Here is a 22,705-nt window from a genome sequence, read left to right as displayed (position 1 = left end):
GCTGGGTCAAGGCATTCCCGCTCACACCAAGGCAAGCTGGAAGCCTAACAGTGGAGACTTCGCCATGGGCTGGTTGGACCGGACATCGCTGACATATCGCCGAGGGGGACGCTGGCTCGCCGTCCTGCTGGCGGCACTGTTGGCAATGACCGCCCTGTCGAGCCATGGCGCCATGGAGAATCACCAGAGCGATTGCGGCGTCGCCGCACAGTGGATGCTGGATGACGGCCAGGGTAGCGGGCCCGACGGTGTCGCACATGACCACGGCGCCGCCTCCTGTGCCACCTGTTCCACTGCCATGGGCCAGGCGCTACTGCCCCTGATGGGCCCGGAACGCCAGGCCAGCTCACTGGCCATGGCCCTGTCCCCGCAGATCCCACTGCCCCCCAAACGCCCTCCTAGAGCCTGATCGAACGCCCCTACCCCGGCCGCCCCTGCTGACGCAAGGCGTCCCGGTGAATACCATTCGTTCATCAGGAGACCCACCATGTCCACCTGCTTCGCCCAAATGGGCCTGCTGGGCACGATCATGCCCATCGCCATGCTCACCCTGCTCGGCCTCGGCATCGCCGCGCTCACCAAGTACCTGTTCGCTTCCCGTACCGCCCCGGAGGTCCGCTCATGAGCCGTCTTCGTACCCCCTTGCTGTTCTCCGCCGCCCTGCTGCTGGGCGCCGCCACCGCTCATGCCGCCCTGCCCGACAAGGCGACCATGTACAAGAATCCCGACTGCGGCTGCTGCGACGAGTACGCCCGCCAGCTGGAAGCCCTCGGCGTCGAGGTCAAGCTGGTCGACGATATGGAAGTGGGGCGTATCAAGCAGCGCGTTGGCCTCCCCTACGGCCACGGCTCCTGCCATACGATCCAGATGGGCGGCTACGCCATCGAAGGGCACGTGCCCTTCGAGGCGGTGGAAAAGCTCTTCGAGGAGCGCCCGGATACCCGCGGCATCGGCCTGGCCGGCATGCCCATCGGCACCCCCGGCATGCCGGGCCCCAAGCGCGAGGACTGGCACGTCTTCCAGTTCCGCAACGGGGAAGCCGAACCCTTCATGACCCTGTAACTCGCCAGGCCCCCATGCCGCCAGGGCCGCATGGGGGCCCTGGCGCCGCTACGGCGGCGCCTTGTCGCTCCAACCTCCATGTCGCTCAGGACATCAGCACATAGCGCCCGGGCGCCTCCTCCAGCGGCGGGTAGCGCTCGCTGCCCAGCGAGGGTGGGGGAACCTGGCCGCTGGAGTGGCTCACCAGCCACTGCTGCCAGGCTGGCCACCAGGAGCCTGACTGCTCCGGGGTGGTCTGCTGCCAGGTCTCCGGGTCGAGATAGCGCTCGCCCTGACGCTGGGTGCGCAGGCGGTAGCGTCGCCGCGGGTGATTGGGCTCGCTGACGATGCCGGCATTGTGGCCACCGCTGGTCAGTAGGAAGGTGACCTCGTCGGCGTCCGTGAGCAGATGCACCTTGTAGACCGACCGCCAGGGGGCCACGTGGTCGGAGACGGTACCCACAGCGAAGATGGGGGCGCGGATATCCTGTATGGCTATCGGTCGGTGATCGACCTGGTAACGACCGCTGGCCAGGTCGTTATCGAGAAACAGCTGGCGCAGATAGTCGCTGTGCATGCGATAGGGTAGCCGGGTGATGTCGGCATTCCAGGCCATCAGCGCGTTCATCGGCTGGCGCTGGCCCAGCAGGTAGTCGTGTACCACCCGCGACCAGATCAGGTCATTGGAGCGCAGGATCTGGAAGGCCCCGGCCATCTGGTAGCCGTCCAGATAGCCCTGGTCCCACATCATGTTTTCTAGGTAGGCGACCTGGCTTTCGCCGATGAACAGCATCAGCTCCCCGGCCTCAGTGAAGTCCACCTGGGTGGCCAGGGTGGTGAGGGTCGCCAGGCGATCGTCACCGTCGCGGGCCATGGCGGCAGCGGCAATGGAGAGCAGCGTGCCCCCCAGGCAGTAGCCGACGCCGTGGACACGGGACTGGCCGGTGATCTCGGTCGCCACGTCGAGGGCCGCCATGGGCCCCAGCCGACGGTAGTCGTCCATGGTCAGATCGCGGTCCTCCGAGCCCGGGTTGCGCCAGGAGATCATGAACACCGTGTGGCCCTGATCCACCAGGTACTCCACCAGCGACTTCCCCGGCGCCAGGTCGAGCACGTAGTACTTCATGATCCAGGCCGGCACGATCAGCACGGGCTCCGCCTGGACCTGCCCGGTCGTCGGCGCGTACTGGATCAGCTCCATGAGGTGGTTTCGGTACACCACCTTGCCGGGCGTCACCGCCAACTGCTCGCCCACTCGATAGGCCTCTGCCCCCACCGGCGGCCTGCCCGAGACGGCTCGCTCCCAGTCTTCGAGGAAATTCTGCCAGCCATCGAACAGGTTGCGCCCGCCGGTGGCCAGGGTCGTATGAGCAATCTCGGGATTTAGCCAGGGGATGTTGGAGGGCGAGGCATGATCCAGGAGCTGGCGCGTCACGAAGTGGATCACCTGCTCCCGCGCCGGCGACACCCCCTCAACCCCGGTGGTGGCGTTGTGCCACCACTGCTGCGTCAGCAGGAAAGACTGATGAATCAGGTTGTAGGGCCACTGCTGCCAGGCAGCGTCGCGGAAGCGCCGATCCTGGGCCATGGGCTCAATGCAGGCCGGCGTCGCCGGGTCCATGGCCAGGCGCCCGGCATACTGCGTGAAACGGGTGGACTTGCGCAGAAACTTCTCGCCGAGCTCGAGCTGCTTGCCTGGCGAGAGCGCCAGGTGTGTCAGCCACTCGAAATAGACGCTGGCAAGCCCGGCGGGGGTAATGCCCGCCGTCATTCTGGCCAGATTGGCCTTGAAGGCGCGATCCAGCGCATGGGTGGCATAGTAGCCGGGATTGAGCCGCTCTTCGTCAGCCGGAAGCGGGGTGCAGGCCCGGGCCTCGGTCTCTGGGGAGGGGTGGGGGGCTTGGGTCATGACGCTAGGCCTCCATGATGCAGGAGGGGCAACGGCACGTCGCCGCGCCCCTCATCCAGCCTAGCATATACTGCACTGCATCATACCGTTGCAGCATCGGGAAATCCCCTACCCACTAGGACCTCGCCATGCCCCCGCCTACCCCAGCATGGCCGTCATCACGCCTTGGTAACGTAGCGCAGGATCTCGACCACCTGCTCGGTGGTGGTGGCCCAGGCCATAGCGGCGGCATCGACCTCCTTGAGCGGGTGAACGATCTCCTCGGCGTGCAGGGTGACATAGGGCTTGCCTAGGGCCGCGCAGTAGCCCGCATCGAAGGCCGCGTTCCACTGCTTGTACTTGTCACCGAAGCGCACCACCACCAGGTCGCTCTGTTCGATCAGCGTCTTGGTGCGAATGGCATTGACCTTGGCCGACTGATGGTCGCGCCAGAAGGGGCTCGCCGTCTCACCCAGGTGATCGCCGGCGGCATCGCTGGCATCGTGGTCGGTCACCGGGGCGGTGAACACCACGTCCAGGCCAGCGGCCTCGGCACCTCGCTGGATCGCATCGCGCCAGTCGGTGTGGATCTCGCCGGAGAGATAGACGTAAAAGCTCATAGTGGACTCCCGATAGTACGAACAGGGCAAGGAGTCGACATGATAGCGCACAGATTTTCGTATACAAGGAATGCATACATGTCTGCCACCCAACGCCACTGCGTAAGCCATAACTTACGTCACGCCGCTTACAACGCTGACAGCGCGTCGTACGAGAAGAGGCTAACATCAGTGAACTCACACCTTCGCACTGCAGAGGCAATGTGAGTTCCCTTGCCTTTTGCCCGCTGCCCGGCGGGCTTTTCTTCGCTGCTACGTACTTCAGCCGCTGCATGCCCTGCCCGTCAGCGGTGGCCGACCTGCAGTCCATCGCCGAGCGCGATGGTCTCCCCCTCGCCGGCCAGCAGGATCGCATTCTGGCCGAAGTAGCCGCCGGGTGCCGTCACGGTCCGCATGGCCACCAGGGTTCGCAGCGGTTCACCGGGTACGGCAATGTCGCCGCTGTGCTGATCCACGGTGGTGATCTTGCAGCGCTGGCAGGGCTTTCTGACCCCCAGCCGGAAGCGTCCATCCGGCGTAGAGATATCACCCCAGCCGTTCTCGGCGAAGGGCATCGACCCCTGGACGACGATATTGGGTCGGAAGCGGCTCATCGGCACCGGAGACAGCCCCTTCTCCCGCAGCACTTCGTTGAGCGCCTCTAGGGAGGACTCGGCGGTCAGCAGGAAGGGGAAGCCGTCGGCGAAGGCGGTATGGGCCTGCTCACCCTGAAGCGAGCGCGATGCTAAGGGGCGCCGGTGGGTGGTATCGAAGCGTACCAGGCGCAGCCTGCTGCCCTGCAGGTTCCCCAGCACCCCGGTCAGCCAATCGGCTGCCTGATCTCCTTCATCCAGTGCCTGGCAGGCATCGTCCCATACATAGGCAGTCAAGCGTGGCTGGTCATCTCGCGCCAGCTCGACCGAAAGCGGTTCAGCATCGGGATGTTCCAGCACCAGCCGGTCGGCCTCGAGGCGCACGGCGATGCGTGCCATGGCCGGCAGCTGGCGCTGGGTGACGAAGCGACCGACCTGGTCCACCACCATCCATTGACGATCATGGGCCAAGCCGCGCGTTCCCAGCTCCGCTCGTCCGACGGCGATACCACGCAGTGACTTGACCGGGTAGATATTCAGTTCCGTGACGTGCATATGCGTCTCCTTGTGCCGGTACCACGCATGAAGTCTATCTCAGCTGGCCAGCGCCGCCTAAACACGCCGAGCCTGGGCCCCTCATGGCCGTGTCGTCCGGTGTCCCTCACAGGCGCTCCCGCGAGACCTCAACGACCCGACCATCGACACTGCGCTGTAGACGGTCCTCGATTTCGCTGCACAGCGACTCCACCTTCTGCGCCGACATGGCCGCTACCACGAAGGTCCATTCGCTGGCGTCGAGCCGGTCATGGTCGCCACTTTCGCAGACGGCAACCGCCGGGTTGCGGCCGAAGCGCTCATGCAGGCCTCCCATGCGCTGACGTTTCTCCTTGAGGGAGCGGCAGCCGGGCAGAGAAAGCGACAGGGTGAGAATGCTGATATACATGAGCGACTCCTTGCGAATCGAAACGGAGTGAACGAAAGGCCGGTCAACGCGAAAACCCACAAGGGTTATCGTCAGGTAGGGCAGCCGCCGTGATAAATTCAGGCCAGTGCCTTCCCTTGCAGTGATTTCAACCGTAATCTGCCGTCTCCCCTGATACCAATAAGGAGGCTGGATGACACCGGCCGATTCCCTGCGCCTGCTGCTGCTCTCCTCGCTGTGGGGCATGTCGTTTATCTTCATGCGGGTCGCCGTGCCCGAGTTCGGTCCGGTACCGTTGATCCTGGTGCGCATGGGCCTGGCGGCCCTGCTGCTGATCCCGCTGCTGCTCAGCGTGCGCTACCTGCGGCTGGTGTGGGAGCACAAGGGCGCCCTGCTGCTGCTCGGCCTGGTCAACCACGTACTGCCCTTCACCCTGCTCGCGCTGGCCACCACCCGCCTGGAAGCCGGCTTTACCTCCCTGATCAACGCCACCACGCCGATCTTCACCGCCCTGTTGGGGGCGCTGTTCTTCGCCACGCCGGTGCTGCGCCAGCAGTACCTGGGCCTGGCCATGGCGTTCTTCGGCGTCTATGTGCTCTCGGCCAACCGGCTGGACTTTACCCTGGGCGGGGACGGCTGGTTCATTCTCGCGGTGCTCGGCGCCACCTTCTGCTATGGCGTGGCAAGCAACTACTCCAAGACCTATCTCTCCCACCTGCCCGTGCGGGTGCTGGCGGCGGGCAGCACCGCCATGTCCGCGCTGATCCTGCTCCTGCCCGGCCTGCTGCTCTGGCCCAGCGAACCGATTAGCGGCCTGGCCTGGGCCAACGGCCTGGCGCTGGCCGTATTCAGCACTACCGTCGCCTTCTTGCTCTATTTCGGTCTGATCTCCAGCGCCGGGGCGACCGCCACCTCCACCGTTACCTTCCTGGTGCCAGTCAGCGCCCTGCTGTGGGGCTACCTGTTGCTGGGTGAAACCCTGAGCCTGCAGGTGCTGGTCGGCATGGTGATCACCCTGATCGGCACCGCCATCGCCACCCGCATGGTGCGACTGCGGCGGCGCGAGGTGGCCTGACACCGGCACGACGCGTCGTTGGCCGGCCAATGCCCGGGTCTACGCTTAGGGGAAACCATCTCGTTCCGGTATGCCTCGCCCCCCTTTTTAGCATAGGCCCGCCATGACTCAGGCTACCACCTCTCCCACCGCTCCCACCGCAGACACCCTGACCCTGCAGCTGGCCGGCGACGTGATGCTGGGCCGCGGCCTCGACCAGGTGCTGCCCCATCCGGGCGACCCTGGCCTCTTCGAACCCTGGGTGCGCGACGCCCGAGACTATGTGCGCCTGGCCGAGCGGGAAAGCGGCCCCATCCCCGCTCCCGTGGATCCTGCCTACCCCTGGGGGGACGGCCTGGAGGCGCTTCGTGGCGCCAGCCTGCGCCTGATCAACCTAGAGACCGCCATTACCACCCACCCCGTCCCCTGGGCCGGCAAGGGCATCCACTACCGCATGCATCCGGCCAATATCGACTGCCTCACGGCAGCGGGCATCGACGCCTGCACCCTGGCCAACAATCATGTGCTGGACTGGGAACGGGCGGGGCTCAGCGAAACCCTGGCGACGCTGGACGGCGCGGGTATCGCCCATGCCGGCGCCGGGGAAAGCGCCGAAGAAGCCAGGCGCCCGGCCATGCTGCCGCTCCCCTGGGGCGGCCGGCTGCTGCTGTGGAGCCTGGGCCTCTCCGACAGCGGTATCCCGGCGGCGTGGCGAGCCACGGCCGGGCACTCGGGCGTCAATCGGGTGGATGCTGACGACCATGCCACCGCCGCCGCCATCGCTGACGAGAAGCGGCCCGGCGATCTGGTGGTGGCTTCGGTGCACTGGGGCGGCAACTGGGACTATGGGGTGCCCGCCGCGCATCGCCGCCTGGCCCACCGGCTGATCGATGCCGGCGCCGACCTCATCCACGGCCACTCCTCTCATCATCCCAGGGGGTTGGAGTGCTATCGGGGCCGGCCGATCCTCTACGGCTGCGGTGATCTAATCAACGACTACGAGGGAATCCGCGGCCACGAGCGCTACTTCCCGGCGCTGGCAGTGCTGGTGGGGTGCCGCTGGCATCGCGGCCGCCACGAATGGCTCGATGTGTGGCTAACCCCGCTGCGCCGTCGTCGCTTCCGGCTGGAGCGGGCCACGACCGCCGAGGCCGACTGGCTTGCCGAGACCCTGAACCGCCACGCTCAGGGGGCATGTCCGCCCTTCGTCCGTGCCATGGACGAGCGCCTGCACTGGCGGCTGGCGTAAGGCCGAGAGCCTCTCGCCCCCTGTCACTGGTATAAGTCGACGGCCTTGCACCACTCCCTGGGCCTATGCGCTTGACGCCAACGGCGATAGTCATCGACCGACAAGGCCCTGGCATAAAGAAAACCCTGGGCCTGATCGCAGCCCAGCCGGCACAGCAGACGATGTTCGGCCAGGGTTTCCACCCCTTCCGCCGTGACCTCCAGGTCGAGGGCGTGGCCCACTTCGATCAGGCAGGCCATCAAGCGCTGGGCGCGCGGGTCGGCGTCGATGCCCTTGACGAAGGCACGATCGATCTTGAGGCCTGTGATCGGGAGATAGCGAAGGTACTCGAAGGAGGAGAAGCCGGTCCCGAAGTCGTCGATGCTGACCCGGACACCCTGGCGGCGCAGTCGTGAGAGTGCGCGTTCGGCCAGTCGCAAGTCATGCATCAGGGCGCTTTCGGTGATCTCCACCTCCAGCCGCTCCGGTGACATGCCATGCGCTTCCACCAGCTGCAGCAATTCGTCGAGGAGCGCCTCGTCGCTCAGGTTGCGCACCGATAGATTGATGCTGACCACTCCGTCATCGCTGCTGGCGAAGCGGCACGCCTGCTGGAGGACGAAGCGGGTCACCGGGGCGATCAGGGTGGTGCTCTCCACCTTGGGCATGAAGCTGCCGGGAGGGATATAGCCACCCTGGCCGTCGCGCCAGCGGATCAGACCCTCACAGCCACAGAGGCCGCCATCGGCGAGGCGCAGCTTGGGCTGGAAGTGTAGCTCGAACTGCTCCCTCTCGAGATCGCGCCGCACCCGGGAGATGAGCTGGACCGTCTCCAGCCTGTCGCGGGTCAGCTCGGCCGAATAGTGACAGTGGATGGATTGCCGGGCCATGGCCGCCTGCATGGCGACCCGAGCCTGCCGGATCAGGTCGTCTGCGGTGGTCTCCGCGGAGCGCTGCCAGCTGCTACCCATGGCCAGTTGAACGCGCAGTGGCATCTCCTGGACCGTCAGGTTCTCCTCGCCCACCTCGGCGAGACGCACTGCGAGCTCCTCGATCACCGGCGGATCGACGCCGTACAGCAGCAGGCACAGCTCCGAGTTGCTGTAGCGAAAGACGTCGACGATTCGCGAATCCAGCCGCCGCAGGCGCTGGCCCTTAGCGGCGACCAGGGCGTCCGAGACCTCGGGCCCGAGCGCCGCCAGCACGTCGGCGATATCGGTGAGGCGCACCAGCAGCAGGCCGACACGCCGATGCGGCCGTGGCTGGGGCGAGAGGCGACCCTGCAGCGCCTCCTGCAGGGCGACCTGGTTGGGCAGGCCGGTGCGCGGATCCGTGCGCGCCAGGCGCTCGCTGGTGGTGTGGGCCCGGTGAAGCAGGCTGAACAGCCCCCCCCGCCACGCCACCGATCACCAGGTAGAGCCCAAAACGCACCAGCCAGTTAAGGGTGGGCTGGCCCTGCTGGGTCGAGACATCGAGGGGCATCGCCGCCATCAGCAGGCCGGCCACCAGGGCGGCGACCAGGGCCCCGGCCAGCCCATAGCAGGCCGCGGCCAGCAGCACCGGGATCAGCATCAGGTAAGGGTAGGCGTAGCGGGTGCCTCCGGTGAAATAGACCACCAGGGTGCCCAGGCCGAGCAGCAGGGTCAGAAGGCCGAGAAGCAGGGCATGACGCAGTGTCGGAGGCAGTAGACGAAATTGCTGCTGGGCTCGCCAGCCGAGCGTTCGTGCAGCGACAGAGGCGTCCATGGCGTGCTCCCCTCAGCCGAAGGATGAATGTGAGCCTGCACATTTAAGCACAATGACGCCCGCTTTTCTGGCCTCACTATCAACGCCGCCTAGGCTTGTGCCTCATCATTCGCAACTGACACTGTGGAACGGGTAGAGACATTCGGCCGGGGCATATCTCCCCGGCCGCGCGCTGCCGTAATCAGGCAGGCTCAGAAGTTCGGCTTGCGCTTCTCCAGGAAGGCGCTCATGCCCTCTTTCTGCTCGCTGCCGGCGAAGCCCAGCGCGAACAGGCTGGTCTCCAGGGCCAGGGCGCTACCCAGGTCCTGGTCCATGCCGTCATGCACCGCCTGCTTGGCATTGCGCACCGCCTCGGGGCCGTTGCCGGCCAGCTGCTGAGTGAGTTCCTCCACATAGCCCTCGAGCTCGGCCTGGGGCATGACGCGGTTGACCAGGCCGATGCGCAGCGCCTCATTGGCATCGATCTTGCGCCCGGTGGTGACCAGGTCGATCGCCATGGCCGGGCCGACGCGACGCGGCAGCCGCTGGGTGCCACCGAAGCCGGGAATCACCCCGAGCAGGACCTCGGGCTGTCCGAAGACGGCGTTGTCGCTGGCGACCGCCCAGTCGCAGGCCAGCGCCAGTTCGCAGCCGCCGCCAAGGCAAAACCCGTTCACCAGGGCGACCACCGGCACCGGCAAGGTTTCCAGGCGTTTGATGGTGCGCAGCGCCTGGCTGGCGAAGGCGCGGGCCTCTTCCGGGGACTTGTCGCGCATCTCGGCGATATCGGCACCGGCCACGAAGGACTTCTCGCCGGCACCGGTAATCAGCACGCCGCGCAGGTCACGGCGCTGCTCCAGCTCGGTCAGCACGGCTTCCAGCTCGCTCAGGACCGCGCTGTTCAGCGCGTTCAGGGCCTTGGGCCGGGAGATGGTCAGGCGCACAACGCCGGCGTTGTCGACGACCTCGATCAGCTTCTCGCTCATGGGAACTCCTGCAATTGTTCTTCAGGGAAACCTCACAACCCTAGCGAACGCTAGGTTGGTAGGCAATCCCCTCCTTTGTCGAGGGTCTTTCGCAGACCGCCCCGGCCAAGTGGCCACGTCGGGGCAACCCGATGCATCACGTCATGCGGACGACGAGCCTGCCGCGCACCTTGCCCGCCAATAGCTCCCCTGCCTTGTCGATCGCCTCCTCGAGGCCGATCGTCTCGGTGATGGTGTCCAGCTGTGCCGGGTCGATCAGCTCACCCAACCGGCGCCAGGCTTCAATACGCTCCTCACGCGGCTTCATGACGCTATCGATGCCGGCAAGAGTCACGCCGCGCAGAATGAAGGGGGCCACACTGGAAGGGAGGTCCATGCCCTGCGCCAGCCCACAGGCCGCCACGGTTCCGCCGTAGCGCGTAGCGGCCAGGACGTTGGCCAGCGTATGACTGCCCACCGAATCGATGGCGCCCATCCAGCGCTCCTTGGCCAGGGGCCGGCCCGGCTCCGACAGCTCGGCACGGTCGATGATCTCCTGGGCCCCCAGTCCTCTCAGGTACGCCTCTTCCTGCGGGCGCCCCGTCGCGGCGATGACCCGGTAGCCCAGCCGCGAGAGCAGGGCAATGGCGTAGCTGCCCACGCCACCGTTGGCGCCAGTCACCAGCACATCGCCCTCCCCCGGAAGGACACCCTGACGCTCCAGTGCCATGACGGCGAGCATCGCCGTGTAGCCGGCGGTGCCAATGGCCATGGCTTGGCTCGTGCTGAAGGCCGAAGGAAGCGGAATCAGCCAGCGACTCTCCAATCGCGCCTTCTCGGCCAGGCCGCCCCAGTGCGTCTCACCCACGCCCCAGCCATTGAGCAGAACGGCATCGCCCGGCTGGAACGCTTCGGCGGTCGAGCTTTCGACCGTCCCTGCCAGGTCGATCCCCGGCACCATGGGGAACTGCCTGACGACCGGCCCCTTGCCGGTGATCGCCAGGGCATCCTTGTAGTTGAGGGTGCTGCAGTCGACCCGCACGGTCACGTCACCTTCCGGGAGCCGCGCCTCATCCAGGGTCTGGAGCCCAACCTGCTGTTCGCTATCGGACTTCTCGATCAAGATCGCCTTGAACATCCTTCACCTCGTATTTTAGACCGGTCGTCTAGTTAGTGGCATGAAAAATCAGCGAGGCAGCCCTGCCAAATAGCACTCGAGAAACACCTCCATGGGCCGCACGCTGCACTCCAGCCGGGAACGCATCACAGCACCCTCCCAGCCAATCCAGAAGGCTTCGGCAAGCCGACCGCAGTCGGCGTCCCGAGAGAGCTCTCCCGCCTCCTGGCCCGCCATCAGGCAGCGCGCCAGGCGTTGCTGCCAGTCAGCCAGCGTCTCCTGCAGCCGGTGTCGATACGCCTCAGGCAAACTGCCGACTTCCTGCCCCAGGTTGCCCACCAAGCATCCCCGGCGGAAGTCATGACGCGCCATCCCCGTCTTGGCGTCATCCACGAAGGCACGGATCCGATCAAGCGGCGACAGCTGCGTGTTCAACAGGTGGCGATCCAGCTTGTTGGCGAAATAGGCCCCGTAGTGCGCCATGATGGCGAGTCCAAAGGCTTCCTTGCTGGAAAAGTAGTAGTAAAAGGACCCCTTGGGGACCCCGACGCGCTTGAGAATGCCGTCGATCCCGGCCCCCGTGAAGCCCTGCTCGGTCAACACCTCGGTGCCGCTGCGGATCAGCAGGGCGCGGGTGTCCGGATCGACACGCGGCGATTTGGGCGGGCGACCACGGCGTGGCTTGGCGGTTGGTTCGCTCATGCGAAACAATATAGACCAGTCGTCTACAAAATCGCAAGAAAATGCCGGGCATCCTCCCCGGCGCGTATCCCCGTCGTACTGGGCCATGGGCAGCGCAGCACGCTTCCCCTGCCTCATGACCGGGCCGATAGCGGCCCGGTCATCGCCTTGGGACCAGTCGGCTTCGCTACTCGTAGACGTGGAAGCCGCGTCCGCTCTTGCGACCCAGGTAGCCGGCAGCCACCATGCGCTTGAGCAGCGGACAGGCACGATACTTGGGATCGCCGAAGCCTTCCTGCAGCACCTCCATGATGGAGAGACAGACGTCCAGCCCGATCAGGTCGGCCAGGGCCAGCGGGCCCATGGGGTGGGCGGCGCCGAGTTTCATCGACTGGTCGATGTCCTCGGCACTGGCCACTCCCTCCTGGAGCAGGAAAGCCGCCTCGTTGATCATCGGCACCAGCAGGCGGTTGACCGCGAAGCCGGGAGAGTCGGCGATGGCCACCGCCGTCTTGCCCAGCGACTCGGTGAGGGCCTCGATGCGCGCCACGGTGGCGTCACTGGTCTGCTCGGCGCGGATCACCTCGACCAGCTTGAGCACCGGCACCGGGTTGAAGAAGTGCATGCCCACCACCCGCTCGGGGCGCTCGCATACCGCGGCCAGCCGAGTCAGCGACAGCGACGAGGTGTTGGAGGCCAGAATGGCGTCGTGGGTCAGGCGGCTCAGGTCGCGAAACAGCTTCTCCTTGAGCGCCGGCTGTTCCGGGGCGGCCTCGATGATCACCTCGCAGTCGCGCAGGGCATCCAGGGCGGTGGTCACCTGGAGCCTAGCCAGGGCGGCGCTCTTGTCCGCCTCACTGAGCTTCTCCTTGGCCACTTGCTTGGCCAGCGCCTTGTCGATGGCCGCCCGAGCGCGGGTCAGCTGCTCGTCGGCCACATCGTAGAGCTGTACGTCGAAACCGCTCACGACCAGCACCTGGGCGATGCCCTGGCCCATGGTGCCGGCGCCCACCACACCGATGGCTTGTTGGCTCATTGCATCTCTCCTGACTAACGTTTTTTGATCTACTCCGGACTGTCGCTCGAAGCTTTTCAGGCGCTTCTCGCTTGAGTCCACGGCAATTGACTCGTGTGACCCGCGGCTACTGCTTGCGCGCTTCTTCGCGAAGCACGAATTTCTGGATCTTGCCCGTGGAGGTCTTGGGCAGCTCGGTGAAGACCACCGTCTTGGGCACCTTGAAGCCGGCCAGGTGCTCACGGCAGTGGGCGATGATATCGGTCTCAGTGATTTCGCCGTAGCCCACCTTGAGCTTGACGAAGGCGCAGGGGGTCTCGCCCCACTTCTCGTCCGGCTTGGCGACCACCGCCGCCTCCTCCACCGCCGGGTGGGCGTAGAGGGCGTTCTCCACCTCGATGGTAGAGATGTTCTCGCCGCCGGAGATGATGATGTCCTTGGAGCGGTCCTTGATCTCGATGTAGCCGTCCGGGTGCCAGACGGCGAGATCGCCGGTGTGGTACCAGCCGCCCTCCAGCGCCTGCTCGGTGGCGGCCTCGTTCTTGAGATACCCCTTCATGACGTTGTTGCCGCGCATCAGGATCTCGCCGATGGTCTCGCCATCCTTGGGCACCGGCTCCAGGGTATTGGGATCGGCGATGCAGAGCGCTTCCAGCATGTGGTAGCGCACCCCCTGGCGCGCCTTGATCCTGGCCCGCTGCTCCAGCGACAGCTCGTCCCACGCCTCACGCCAGGCGCACACGGTCACCGGCCCGTAGACCTCGGTGAGGCCGTAGACGTGAGTCACCTCGATGCCGAGTGTCTCGACCCCGGCGATCACCGAGGCGGGCGGCGCGGCGCCGGCGGTGGTGACCTTCACCGGATGGTCGAACTCACGCTTCTGGTCATCCGGCAGGTTGACCAGGCCGTTGAGCACGATCGGCGCACCGCTGAAGTGGGTGACCTGCTCGTCGGCGATCAGATCGGTGATCTTCTTGGGGTCCACCCGGCGCAGGCAGACGCTGACGCCAGCGTTGGCAGCGATGGTCCAGGGAAAGCACCAGCCGTTGCAGTGAAACATCGGCAGGGTCCAGAGATAGACCGGGTGGTGCGGCATGGCCCACTCGAGGATATTGCTGACCGCATTGAGGTAGGCGCCGCGGTGGTGGTAGACCACCCCCTTGGGCTTGCCGGTGGTGCCAGAGGTGTAGTTGAGCGAGATCGCCTGCCACTCGTCCTCTGGCAGGCGGTAGGCGTACTCCGCATCCCCCTCGGCCAGCAGGGCTTCGTACTCCAGCTCGCCGATGCGCCGCGCCTCCCCCTCGAACAGGGCGTCGTCGACGTCGATCACCAGCGGCTTGATCGCCAAGCGCAAGACCGCCTCCTCGATGACGTCGGCGAACTCCGGGTCCACCAGCACCGCCTGGGCCTCGCCGTGCTCGAGCATGTAGGCGATGGCCTCAGCGTCGAGCCGGATGTTGAGGGTGTTCAGCACGCAGCCGGCCAGCGGCACGCCGAAATGCGCCTCGAACATGGCCGGCACGTTGGGCAGCATGGCGGCCACCGTCTCACCGGGCTTGATGCCGCGCTTCTCCAGCGCCGAGGCGAGCCGGCGGCAGCGCGACCAGGTCTCGCTCCAGCTGCGACGAATCTCACCGTGCACCACCGCGGGATAGTCCGGGTAGATGGCCGCGCTGCGCTCGATGAAGGTCAGCGGCGACAGCGGAACAAAGTTGGCCGCCGTCTTGGGCAGGCCCTGTTCGAAGATGCTGTGGTTCATACGGGGTAGGCTCCGGTTTCGCGTCGGTTATTATGAGGGTGTTTGCAAAAGGGCTGCACTCGGCAATACGTCGTTAAAAATTGACTCAATATGCTCATTTACACCCCGTAAACTCCGCCATTTCATCAATTTTTGCCTCGTCTTGCCTTCGTTCGCCTGTTTTGTAAACACCCTCTATGGTGGGGCGGAAAAAACGCCGCCGGCTTCGAAGCCGGCGGCAGCAGGGTCACTGGGCGGTGGCATCGAAGCCGGACAGGCTCTCCATACCGGCCTCGATCACCGCGCGCTGGGCGCGGCCCACCGGCAGCCACTGACGCAGGGCATAGTCGGCGCTGGCCAGTTTGGCCGCATAGAAGGGTTCCTCGCTGCCGGCGGCCCGGGCGGCACTGGCGGCCAGCGCCGCCCGGCCCATCTGCCAGGCACAGAGCACGTGGCCGGCCAGGTTCAGGAAGGGGGTGGCATAGGCCTGGACGGCGTCGGGGCCGCGCTCGGGGTCGCCCCCCTGCGCCAGCACCGCGGCCATGGCGGCGCGCAGGTCGACGGCGCCGGCGGCCAGGCTCTCGCCCAGGGGGGCCAACTCGGCGCTGGCAGAGAGCGCCACGGCGGTGGCCTCCACCTCATCGATCAGCCCGGCCAGGGCCGCGCCACCGTCGCGCTGCAGCTTGCGCCCGGCCAGGTCCAGGGCCTGGATGCCGTTGGTGCCCTCGTAGATGGGGGCGATGCGCGCATCGCGCAGCAGCTGGGCGGCCCCGGTCTCCTCGATGAAGCCCATGCCACCGTGCACCTGCACCCCCAGCGAGGCGATCTCCACGGCCTGATCGGTGGAGAACGCCTTGACCACCGGAATCAGCACGTCGACACGGGCCTGGGCGGCGGCGCGCTCGGCATCGTCGGCGGCGTGGCGCGCCACATCGAGCTGGGCCGCGCAGTAGAGCGCGAGCGCGCGCAGGGCGTCGGTGCGGGCACGCATGGAGAGCAGCATGCGCCGCACGTCCAGGTGGTCGCTGATGGCGCAGTCGCTGCGCCCGGAGCGGGGGCTTCTGCCCTGCACGCGATCGTTGGCATAGCCGAAGGCGTGCTGGCAGGCGCGCTCGGCCACGCCGATGCCCTGGATGCCCACCTTGTGGCGCGCCTCGTTCATCATGGTGAACATATGATTGAGGCCACGCCCCTCCTCGCCCACCAGGTAGCCGACGGCCCCCTCGCCCTCGCCGAAGCTCAGGGTGCAGGTCGGCGAGCCGTGGATGCCCAGCTTGTGCTCGATGGAAGCGCAGGTGACGTCGTTGCGCTCGCCCAGCGAGCCCTCCTGATCGACCAAGTACTTAGGCACCAGGAACAGCGAGATGCCCTTGTTGCCCTCGGGCGCGTCCGGCTTGCGGGCCAGCACCAGGTGAACGATGTTCTCGGCGGCGTCGTGCTCGCCCCAGGTGATGAAGATCTTCTGCCCGTACAGGCGATAGTGATCCCCTTCGGGCACTGCCCGGGTGCGCACCTTGGAGAGATCCGAGCCGGCCTGGGGCTCGGTGAGGTTCATGGTGCCGGTCCAGCTGCCCTCGACGAGCTTGGGCAGATACACCTCCTTGAGGGTGTCGCTGCCGTGGTGCGCCAGGGCCTCGATGGCACCGGCGGTGAGCATCGGGCATAGGCCCAGCGCCATGTTGGCACCGTGCAGCATCTCCTGCACGCTGCTGGCCACCACCTCGGGGAGCCCCTGGCCGCCCTGGGCCTCGGTGACGCCGATACCGTTCCAGCCGCCCTCGGCATAGGCCTGGTAGGCCTCGATAAAGCCCTCGGGCAGGGTCACGCCGCCGTCGTCGCGGCGCACGCAGCCCTGGCGGTCACCGCTGGCGTTGAGCGGTGCCCACACCTCCCCGGCGAGCTTGGCCGCCTCCTCCAGCACGGCCTCCACCAGGTCGGGGCTGGCCTCTTCGAAGCCGGGCAGCGAGAGCGAGCCGTGCTCGAGCAGCTCTTCCAGCACGAAGCGAATGTCGCGAACGGGGGCGGCATAGGGAAACATGACGATACCTCGGAAAAATGATAGTGGTGATAGTAGATTCACTACTTTTCGTTAACCATTATCCCTAGGTCGCATAACGAAGGCCAGGTCTAGGAGCCTGTCGGGTTTGACCGATCGTCGCGAGGAACACGGATTTCGAGACAAGTTTATCGATCTGATGAGGCGAATAGCGCGCTATTTAACGAATCAGATCGAATGAAATTGGCCGAAAGCCCGGGTTTCACAGCAGATCAGCGTTAAGTCCGACAGGCTCCTAGGCTCAGCGAGGCGGGTCGCTATCATCCTCCTCTGCCAACGCCAGCTCGCCCTGCTCGCCCGCCGCCGGGGCATCGTCACCATCATCGAAGTAGACGACATGGGTTTCATCGGCCGGCGGCGGCCCCACCAGCGGCTCGGCCACCGCCACCTCGGGCATCACCTCGGAGAGATCCTCCATGTACTCGTGCTCCATGGCGCCCTGCACCAGCTCCTCGGTGATCGCCAGCTCGGCCCCCACCGAGGACATCGGCGTGCTGGGATGGAAGGGCGCCACCGGCACCGGTGCCGGGCGCACGCTCCGCCGCCAGCCGAAGAAGAGCACCAGGCACAGGCCCAGGCCGCCGAAGGCCCAGAACAGGCCCGCATCGCCCACCGCCACCATGATCGGCGAGATGAGCGGCGGACTGAGCGTGGAGCCGATGGCGTTGATCAACAGCAGCCCCTGGCTCATGTGCACCAGCGCCCCCGCGGGCGCCCGGTCCGCGGCATGGCCGACCGCCACCGGATAGAGTGAGAAGACCCCGCCGCCAAGCAGGAACAGCGCCGCCGCCAGGGTCCAGGGGGTCATCGGCAGCATCAGCACCGCCGCTGAAATCAGCACCGTGAAGACACCGATCAGGATCAGCACCATCTGCCGGTCGTGGCGATCGGACCAGCGCCCCACGGGGTACTGCAGCAGCATGGCGCCCAGTACCACCACCGCCATCATCTGCCCCACCTGGGCCACCGAGAGGCCGATGCGCTGCAGGTAGAGCGGCAACAGGGTGTAGACCGCCGCCACTGCCAGCCCCGAGCCGAAGCTGCCCATCACCCCGGTGGGGGTGACCGTGATCAGCCGCAGCGGCGAGAGCGGCTCGGCCTTCTCGATCAGCGGCGAGACCCGCGGGATCATTGCCATCGGCAACACCGACAGCGAGGCCAGCAGGCCGATCACCATGAAAGAGGCCGCCCCGCCCATGGCTTCGGTGACCCCCAGCAGCAGCTGGCCAAGCACCCCGGCGGCATACAGCGAGATCATGTAGAGAGCCAGCAGCCGCCCACGCGCCTTCTGGTCGCCGGCGGTGAGCAGCCAGCTTTCGATCACCAGGTAGACCCCCACGGTGGCCCAGCCACCGATCAGGCGCAGCACGAACCAGGCCCAGGGCTCGAACACCAGCCCCTGTAGCAGCACGGTCACCGCGACCAGCGACGCGAAGCTGCCGTAGGCGCGGATATGGCCGATACGCAGCAGCAGGCGATCGTTGAGCATGGCGCCCAGCGCCAGGCCGATGAAATAGGCGGAGGAGACCCAGCCGATCACCACCGGCGACTGGCCGGCGGCATCCAGCCGCAGGGTAATCACCGTGGCCAGAAAGCCGTTGCCGATGCCCAGAATGAACAGCCCCAGCAGGGGCGCCAGCGCCATGGCCAGCAGTTGCCGCGACATGTCACGCCTCGCTTGGAAAGGAGATCACTCGGGAAGGTGGAGTGGCCGGGGAACAGCGGGCCGGGAGCGAAAACTTGCGGCGCGAATCATACGCCCGGCACGCCATAAGTCAACGCCGAGGAGGCCGTTTCTTCAAAATATAACAGCAAGTTATCTAAAGCACGGCGAATCGTATCGCCGCGTTTTACCGAGGCCCAACCGGCGAGGTCCCAGCGGGATTGGGCCACGCTATTGGGTCAACCCCAGTCGACCGCCGCACCGCTGCAGCAGCGCCACATCCGGTCCTGGCAGATGCAGCTCCATGCCCAGATGGTCGGCCAGCCAGGCGAAGCTCGCCTCGCTGAAGAAACAGACGTGGGTCGGGTCGAGAATATAGTGCCAGCGGGCGAAGGCCTCGGGTGTGCCGACCCGCTTGGTCATCAGCCCCAGCCAGCCCCCCGGGGGCAGCAGCGCGACCAGCCGCTCGAGCTCGCGACCGGGCGCGAAGAGGTGCTCCACCACCTCGGTGGCGGTGATGAAGTCATACTCGGCGGTGAGGGCGCGCTCGTCAGGCGCGTAGAAGGGGTCGTAGATCGCCATCGGGTGACCCGCCTCCTCGAACATCACCGACAGCGTCGGGCCGGGGCCGGCGCCGAAATCGAGACCACGCGCGCCAGGAGGGAGCCGGGCCAGCAGCGGCGAGTAAAGCCGTGACAGGAAGTGCCGATATCCCGGGTCGTCGGGACGGTTCTGATGCTGGTCGTAGACCGCCTTTTCCGCCGAGGCAGCAAGGCGCTGGGGCGGGGGCACGAACACCAGCCGGCAGCGCTCACAGCGGTAGTAATCACGCCGCGCATCGCGGTGGAAGTGGCGCGCATCGGTGGCTGCGCATAGCGGGCAGGTCAGCATCATCGTATCCTCTTGGGCCTGACGACTGAGAAGCTTACAGAAAACCCCTCACGACAAGGAGACCGGCATGCTGTCAGGTCTGGACCACCTGGTCATTACCGTGACCGATATTGCCCGCGCGGTGGACTTCTACACCCGGGTGCTGGGGCTCGAGGTGCGCTATCGCGACCGCGAGCGCGTCGACCTGATGCTTGGCGACATGGCCCTGCGGCTGCACTGGACGGCCACCGACATCGAACCCCGCGCCGCCACGCCGACGCCGGGCAGCCTCGACCTCTGCCTGCGCAGCCTGCTGCCGCTGGACGAGGTGGCGCGCCACCTAGCGGCGCTGGACGTGGAGGTGGAGCTCGGTCCCGTCACCCGCCAGGGCGCCAAGGGGCAGATCGAATCGCTGTTCCTACGCGACCCCGACGGCAACCTGCTGGAGATCAGCCGCCCGGAGCGGTGATGGCAAAGCCGCGTCCGGCCGGTATCATGGGCGCCAGACATTCACCCATTCAGGGATGACCATGAGCGACAACTCGCGCGACGACAACGTCGTTATCGACCGGGATCACCGCCCCGATACCACTCTGGCCATCGTGATTTATGTGCTGCACCTGCTGGCCATCGTCTCGGGCGGCCTGACTTCGCTGGTGGGCGCGGTGATCGCCTACGTCTATCGTGGTAACGGCCCCGAGTGGCTCGACGAGCACTACCGGTTCCAGGTGCGTACCTTCTGGATGGCGCTGCTCTACTTCTTCGTCGCCGGCCTGCTGACCCTGGTGATGATCGGCTACCTGCTGTGGCTCGTGGCCGTGGTGTGGCTGGTGGTGCGCTGCGCCAAGGGACTGCGCAGCCTGCAGCAGCAGCGCGCGCCGGATAACGTGGACACCTGGCTGTTCTGACCCATGGCCAAGCGCGATAAACTTCTTCATACCCTCCAGGCCCATGCCATCGGCGCGCTGTGGCGCACCCTGGCCGGGCGCCGCCTGACCACCCTGTGGCGGCTGGCGCGCTGGACCGGCCCGCTGGTGCATCGCTTCAGCCGGCGCGAGCGCGACGTCACCGAAATCAACCTGGGGCAGGTCTTCCCCGACCTCCCCCGTGAGGAGCATCAGCGCCTGGCGCGCCAGAGCCTGATTCACTCAGCGGCCACCATGCTCGAGCTGGGCCTGGCCTGGATGGCCGAACCGGACCGCGTCGAGGCCTCGATCCTCGCGATCCACGGCCGGGAACTGCTCGACGAGGCCCGCGCCGAGGGGCGCGGCGTCATCGTGCTGGCCCCCCACTTCGGCAACTGGGAAGTGCTCAACTTCTGGCTCTCCAGCCACTTCCCCTTCACCGCCATGTACGAGCCCCCCAAGATTCGCCGCCTCGATCCGGTGATCCGCCGCGGCCGCGAGCGGATGGGCGCCAGCCTCGTGCCCACCAACCCGCGTGGGGTGGCGGCACTGCTCAAGGCGCTCAAGCGCAGCGAGGCCATCGGCATCCTGCCCGACCAGGAGCCGGACTGGGGCAGCGGCGTCTTCGCCCCCTTCTTCGACCGCCCCGCCTACACCGCCACCTTGCTGCCCAAGCTGGTGGCTCGCACTGAAGCGAAGGTGGTTACCGGGGTGGCCCGGCGTCTTCCCTGCCGCGGCTTCGAGATCCACTTCCTTGCCGCCGACGAACGGGTCTACTCGCCGGACGAGACCGAGTCCGCCACCGGCGTCAACGCCTGCGTGGAGGCCGCCATCGCCCTGGACCCGGTCCAGTACCAGTGGGAATACAAGCGCTACCGCAAGGTGATCCAGAAGCTCGAGGGGCACCCCGACCACGAGTCGTTCCGGATCTATTGAGGGCTTGTCCGAGCAACGCTCTTAAGTGACGATTCCGGCGGAGCCTACGGGCCAAAGTCCTCATGCAGCCAGTCGCGCAGGACCTCCAGGCCGAACGCCGCCCGGGGGGAGTCCGGCAGCATACCGGGGACAAAGCCCCGCGACTGGAAGGGCTCGAGTAGCGCCGAGTCGCCGCTGATGATGTGAACCGGCACCCCGAATCCGGCCTCATCGCCGATGATCAGGGGGGCGGCCTGGTGATCGCCCAGCAGGATCAGCAGCGCCTCATCGCCGAGAAAGTCCGCCGCCCAGCGCGCGCTCACCTCCAGCGAGTAGTCCACCGAGAGCGCATAGTGCTCGCGCACCCGCTCGAGATCCTGCCAGAGCACGTCGGGCGGTACGCCGGCATCTTCCCACTGCTGGAAGATGCTGCCGTCCCCGATCGCCCCCCAGTCGTCGAGCACCGGCAGGATCGGCGTCCAGGGGGCATGGCTCGAGATCAGGGCGACCTGGGCGAACAGTGGCACGTCCGCCGGCTGGCGAATCTGGCGCTCAAAATGGTGGAGGGTGAACTGGTCGGGCATGGTCACCCAGTTGAGGGGCGGCCCGGCGTAGTCGATATCGGCGGCGGCATGGATCTCGTCGAAACCGTAGGCCTCCCCCTCCGGCCAGGCCAGGGTAATGGCCGGCATGACCGTCAGGGTACGGTGGCCGGTGGCGCGAAAATCGTCCACCAGGGTGGGACGGTCGCTGCCCAGCATCAGCCGGTACCAAAGCTGGTTGTCGATATGCAGGCCGCTGAGCGTGCTGGCGTGGGCGAGCCAGGACTGACCGCCGCGGATCGGCGCGTCCAGCATCCCCGTGACCACCGACAGCCCGGCCTCTGCCAGGCGCGCTTCCATGGCATCCAGCCGCGGCAGCGTCACCTCGGCGAACCGTGGGTCGAACACCGACGACTCGCCGTAGGACTCCACGAACACCAGCAGCACGTCGCGCCCGGCGAGCCCCGGCAGCGCGGTGGCTCGGGTAGGCGCCTCGTCCAGGCGCGCGGCGAAGTCGCGATGGGCCCGCCGGGTCTCGACCAGCTGCTGGCCCTGGAAGCGCAGGGTGTCCACCAGCGGGGCCCGCGCCACCGGCACCAGCCGCGCCTGGTTGAGCTCGGCGGCGAGCAACGCCCCGCTACCGGCCAGCATCATCAGTGCCATCGCCAGGGCAGCGCCGCGGCGGGCTCCTCCCTGCAGCGCGGCCAGCCCCCGCCACAGCGCCCAGAGCAGCAGAACCAGCCCCGCCGCAGCTAGCAGCAGGGCAAGCACGGCCAGGGGAACGCCCAGGTTGCCCGCCAGCAGATGGTAGACCGAGCGCAACAGCGGCAGATCCAGATAGAGATTGAGCGAGCGCCCCAGCGCCTGGTGGGTCGCCGCATCGCCGAGCCCGGCCAGCAGCGCCAGCGCCACGACCCCCAGGGCCGGCCAACGCAACCAGCTGGCCGCTCCCCGCGCCGGCAGCAGTGCAAGCAGCGCCGCCAGCAGTAGGGCCTCCAGGGCCAGCCAGCGCGACGACAGCTCGCCGAAGCGCAGCCACAGCGGCATCAGCAATGCAACATTGAGCAGAGCGGCACCGATCAGCAGGCGCAGCATGGTGACACTCCCTTTTCGGCGGCAACGAGTTGACAGCACTACCCGAATGGTAGCTCACCGGGATTGAGTGTACATTGACCAGACAAACGTACA

Annotated in this window: 22 protein-coding genes; 8 read left to right on the top strand and 14 right to left on the bottom strand. The window is 66.7% G+C overall.

Annotated elements, in window-relative coordinates; all coding sequences use genetic code 11:
- Positions 1–64 precede the first annotated feature (64 nt).
- The 3 genes from ACZIYR_RS05300 (at position 65) to ACZIYR_RS05290 (ending at position 1,062) form a co-directional block, all read left to right on the top strand.
- Entirely contained in the window at positions 65–409 is a 345-nt protein-coding gene (locus tag ACZIYR_RS05300; RefSeq protein ID WP_483528479.1) for a hypothetical protein, read from the top strand.
- A 78-nt stretch (positions 410–487) separates the two neighbouring features.
- Entirely contained in the window at positions 488–625 is a 138-nt protein-coding gene (locus ACZIYR_RS05295; protein WP_483528478.1) for a hypothetical protein, read from the top strand.
- Entirely contained in the window at positions 622–1,062 is a 441-nt protein-coding gene (locus ACZIYR_RS05290; protein WP_483528477.1) for a DUF411 domain-containing protein, read from the top strand. Before ACZIYR_RS05295 ends, ACZIYR_RS05290 begins: the two co-directional genes overlap by 4 nt.
- Before the next feature lie 85 nt (positions 1,063–1,147).
- On the opposite strand, the gene ACZIYR_RS05285 is transcribed toward ACZIYR_RS05290, so the two are convergent.
- The 4 genes from ACZIYR_RS05285 to ACZIYR_RS05270 all read right to left on the bottom strand — a co-directional run bounded on the left by ACZIYR_RS05285 (position 1,148) and on the right by ACZIYR_RS05270 (position 5,064).
- Positions 1,148–2,950, bottom strand: coding sequence for a PHA/PHB synthase family protein (locus ACZIYR_RS05285; RefSeq protein ID WP_483528476.1), 1,803 nt, complete (start codon positions 2,948–2,950; stop codon positions 1,148–1,150).
- Between the two features lie 158 nt (positions 2,951–3,108).
- Positions 3,109–3,549, bottom strand: coding sequence for a YtoQ family protein (locus ACZIYR_RS05280; protein ID WP_473032717.1), 441 nt, complete (start codon positions 3,547–3,549; stop codon positions 3,109–3,111).
- Positions 3,550–3,833: 284 nt separating this feature from the next.
- On the bottom strand, positions 3,834–4,676 hold the full coding sequence (locus ACZIYR_RS05275) for an MOSC domain-containing protein (protein WP_473032716.1): 843 nt from the start codon (positions 4,674–4,676) through the stop codon (positions 3,834–3,836).
- 106 nt (positions 4,677–4,782) lie between these two features.
- Positions 4,783–5,064, bottom strand: coding sequence for a DUF503 domain-containing protein (locus ACZIYR_RS05270; protein ID WP_473032715.1), 282 nt, complete (start codon positions 5,062–5,064; stop codon positions 4,783–4,785).
- A 172-nt stretch (positions 5,065–5,236) separates the two neighbouring features.
- Between ACZIYR_RS05270 and ACZIYR_RS05265 the strand changes: the two genes are divergently transcribed.
- Positions 5,237–6,118, top strand: a complete 882-nt coding sequence (locus ACZIYR_RS05265; RefSeq protein WP_473032714.1) for a DMT family transporter — start codon at positions 5,237–5,239, stop codon at positions 6,116–6,118.
- A 103-nt stretch (positions 6,119–6,221) separates the two neighbouring features.
- Positions 6,222–7,346, top strand: coding sequence for a CapA family protein (locus ACZIYR_RS05260; protein WP_483528475.1), 1,125 nt, complete (start codon positions 6,222–6,224; stop codon positions 7,344–7,346).
- Between the two features lie 23 nt (positions 7,347–7,369).
- Here the strand turns inward: ACZIYR_RS05260 and ACZIYR_RS05255 are convergent, their stop codons facing one another.
- The 9 genes from ACZIYR_RS05255 to ACZIYR_RS05215 form a co-directional block, all read right to left on the bottom strand.
- Entirely contained in the window at positions 7,370–8,728 is a 1,359-nt protein-coding gene (locus ACZIYR_RS05255) for a putative bifunctional diguanylate cyclase/phosphodiesterase (RefSeq protein ID WP_483528474.1), read from the bottom strand.
- 534 nt (positions 8,729–9,262) lie between these two features.
- Positions 9,263–10,036 carry an enoyl-CoA hydratase-related protein gene (locus ACZIYR_RS05250; RefSeq protein ID WP_483528473.1) on the bottom strand — a complete coding sequence of 258 codons (774 nt, stop codon included), beginning with the start codon at positions 10,034–10,036 and terminating at the stop codon, positions 9,263–9,265.
- Positions 10,037–10,172: 136 nt separating this feature from the next.
- Positions 10,173–11,153 carry an acrylyl-CoA reductase (NADPH) gene (gene acuI / locus ACZIYR_RS05245; protein WP_483528472.1) on the bottom strand — a complete coding sequence of 327 codons (981 nt, stop codon included), beginning with the start codon at positions 11,151–11,153 and terminating at the stop codon, positions 10,173–10,175.
- Positions 11,154–11,201: 48 nt separating this feature from the next.
- Positions 11,202–11,834, bottom strand: coding sequence for an acrylate utilization transcriptional regulator AcuR (gene acuR, locus ACZIYR_RS05240; RefSeq protein ID WP_483528471.1), 633 nt, complete (start codon positions 11,832–11,834; stop codon positions 11,202–11,204).
- A gap of 166 nt (positions 11,835–12,000) precedes the next feature.
- Entirely contained in the window at positions 12,001–12,849 is an 849-nt protein-coding gene (locus ACZIYR_RS05235) for a 3-hydroxybutyryl-CoA dehydrogenase (RefSeq protein WP_483528470.1), read from the bottom strand.
- Between the two features lie 106 nt (positions 12,850–12,955).
- Positions 12,956–14,587, bottom strand: a complete 1,632-nt coding sequence (locus ACZIYR_RS05230) for an acyl-CoA synthetase (protein ID WP_483528469.1) — start codon at positions 14,585–14,587, stop codon at positions 12,956–12,958.
- Positions 14,588–14,813: 226 nt separating this feature from the next.
- Positions 14,814–16,604 carry an acyl-CoA dehydrogenase gene (locus ACZIYR_RS05225; RefSeq protein WP_483528468.1) on the bottom strand — a complete coding sequence of 597 codons (1,791 nt, stop codon included), beginning with the start codon at positions 16,602–16,604 and terminating at the stop codon, positions 14,814–14,816.
- A gap of 259 nt (positions 16,605–16,863) precedes the next feature.
- Positions 16,864–18,288, bottom strand: a complete 1,425-nt coding sequence (locus ACZIYR_RS05220; protein ID WP_483528467.1) for an MFS transporter — start codon at positions 18,286–18,288, stop codon at positions 16,864–16,866.
- A 228-nt stretch (positions 18,289–18,516) separates the two neighbouring features.
- On the bottom strand, positions 18,517–19,179 hold the full coding sequence (locus ACZIYR_RS05215; RefSeq protein WP_483528466.1) for a class I SAM-dependent methyltransferase: 663 nt from the start codon (positions 19,177–19,179) through the stop codon (positions 18,517–18,519).
- A 64-nt stretch (positions 19,180–19,243) separates the two neighbouring features.
- Between ACZIYR_RS05215 and ACZIYR_RS05210 the strand changes: the two genes are divergently transcribed.
- The 3 genes from ACZIYR_RS05210 to ACZIYR_RS05200 all read left to right on the top strand — a co-directional run bounded on the left by ACZIYR_RS05210 (position 19,244) and on the right by ACZIYR_RS05200 (position 20,996).
- Positions 19,244–19,624, top strand: coding sequence for a VOC family protein (locus ACZIYR_RS05210; RefSeq protein ID WP_473032705.1), 381 nt, complete (start codon positions 19,244–19,246; stop codon positions 19,622–19,624).
- Between the two features lie 61 nt (positions 19,625–19,685).
- Positions 19,686–20,063, top strand: a complete 378-nt coding sequence (locus ACZIYR_RS05205; RefSeq protein ID WP_473032704.1) for a DUF4870 family protein — start codon at positions 19,686–19,688, stop codon at positions 20,061–20,063.
- Between the two features lie 3 nt (positions 20,064–20,066).
- On the top strand, positions 20,067–20,996 hold the full coding sequence (locus ACZIYR_RS05200; protein WP_483528465.1) for a lysophospholipid acyltransferase family protein: 930 nt from the start codon (positions 20,067–20,069) through the stop codon (positions 20,994–20,996).
- Between the two features lie 44 nt (positions 20,997–21,040).
- Here the strand turns inward: ACZIYR_RS05200 and ACZIYR_RS05195 are convergent, their stop codons facing one another.
- The gene (locus tag ACZIYR_RS05195) at positions 21,041–22,612 is read right to left on the bottom strand and encodes an alkaline phosphatase family protein (protein WP_483528464.1); all 1,572 of its coding nucleotides are present in this window, start codon (positions 22,610–22,612) and stop codon (positions 21,041–21,043) included.
- Between the last annotated feature and the right edge of the window lie 93 nt (positions 22,613–22,705).

It is taken from the genome of Billgrantia sp. NRB1 (assembly GCF_056921725.1).
The sequence above is the reverse complement of the archived record's forward strand: the minus strand, read 5'-3'. Positions and strand labels throughout refer to the sequence as shown.

Bases quoted from the DNA above. Each gene is read 5' to 3' on its own strand.
- ACZIYR_RS05205 (WP_473032704.1), top strand. From the start codon at position 19,686: ATGAGCGACAACTCGCGCGACGACAACGTCGTTATCGACCGGGATCAC.
- ACZIYR_RS05260 (WP_483528475.1), top strand. From the start codon at position 6,222: ATGACTCAGGCTACCACCTCTCCCACCGCTCCCACCGCAGACACCCTG.
- ACZIYR_RS05230 (WP_483528469.1), bottom strand. From the start codon at position 14,587: ATGAACCACAGCATCTTCGAACAGGGCCTGCCCAAGACGGCGGCCAAC.
- ACZIYR_RS05250 (WP_483528473.1), bottom strand. From the start codon at position 10,036: ATGAGCGAGAAGCTGATCGAGGTCGTCGACAACGCCGGCGTTGTGCGC.
- ACZIYR_RS05200 (WP_483528465.1), top strand. From the start codon at position 20,067: ATGGCCAAGCGCGATAAACTTCTTCATACCCTCCAGGCCCATGCCATC.
- ACZIYR_RS05295 (WP_483528478.1), top strand. From the start codon at position 488: ATGTCCACCTGCTTCGCCCAAATGGGCCTGCTGGGCACGATCATGCCC.
- ACZIYR_RS05225 (WP_483528468.1), bottom strand. From the start codon at position 16,604: ATGTTTCCCTATGCCGCCCCCGTTCGCGACATTCGCTTCGTGCTGGAA.
- ACZIYR_RS05285 (WP_483528476.1), bottom strand. From the start codon at position 2,950: ATGACCCAAGCCCCCCACCCCTCCCCAGAGACCGAGGCCCGGGCCTGC.
- ACZIYR_RS05300 (WP_483528479.1), top strand. From the start codon at position 65: ATGGGCTGGTTGGACCGGACATCGCTGACATATCGCCGAGGGGGACGC.
- ACZIYR_RS05215 (WP_483528466.1), bottom strand. From the start codon at position 19,179: ATGATGCTGACCTGCCCGCTATGCGCAGCCACCGATGCGCGCCACTTC.
- ACZIYR_RS05280 (WP_473032717.1), bottom strand. From the start codon at position 3,549: ATGAGCTTTTACGTCTATCTCTCCGGCGAGATCCACACCGACTGGCGC.
- ACZIYR_RS05265 (WP_473032714.1), top strand. From the start codon at position 5,237: ATGACACCGGCCGATTCCCTGCGCCTGCTGCTGCTCTCCTCGCTGTGG.
- ACZIYR_RS05220 (WP_483528467.1), bottom strand. From the start codon at position 18,288: ATGTCGCGGCAACTGCTGGCCATGGCGCTGGCGCCCCTGCTGGGGCTG.
- acuI (WP_483528472.1), bottom strand. From the start codon at position 11,153: ATGTTCAAGGCGATCTTGATCGAGAAGTCCGATAGCGAACAGCAGGTT.
- ACZIYR_RS05290 (WP_483528477.1), top strand. From the start codon at position 622: ATGAGCCGTCTTCGTACCCCCTTGCTGTTCTCCGCCGCCCTGCTGCTG.
- ACZIYR_RS05195 (WP_483528464.1), bottom strand. From the start codon at position 22,612: ATGCTGCGCCTGCTGATCGGTGCCGCTCTGCTCAATGTTGCATTGCTG.
- ACZIYR_RS05235 (WP_483528470.1), bottom strand. From the start codon at position 12,849: ATGAGCCAACAAGCCATCGGTGTGGTGGGCGCCGGCACCATGGGCCAG.
- ACZIYR_RS05210 (WP_473032705.1), top strand. From the start codon at position 19,244: ATGCTGTCAGGTCTGGACCACCTGGTCATTACCGTGACCGATATTGCC.
- ACZIYR_RS05270 (WP_473032715.1), bottom strand. From the start codon at position 5,064: ATGTATATCAGCATTCTCACCCTGTCGCTTTCTCTGCCCGGCTGCCGC.
- acuR (WP_483528471.1), bottom strand. From the start codon at position 11,834: ATGAGCGAACCAACCGCCAAGCCACGCCGTGGTCGCCCGCCCAAATCG.
- ACZIYR_RS05275 (WP_473032716.1), bottom strand. From the start codon at position 4,676: ATGCACGTCACGGAACTGAATATCTACCCGGTCAAGTCACTGCGTGGT.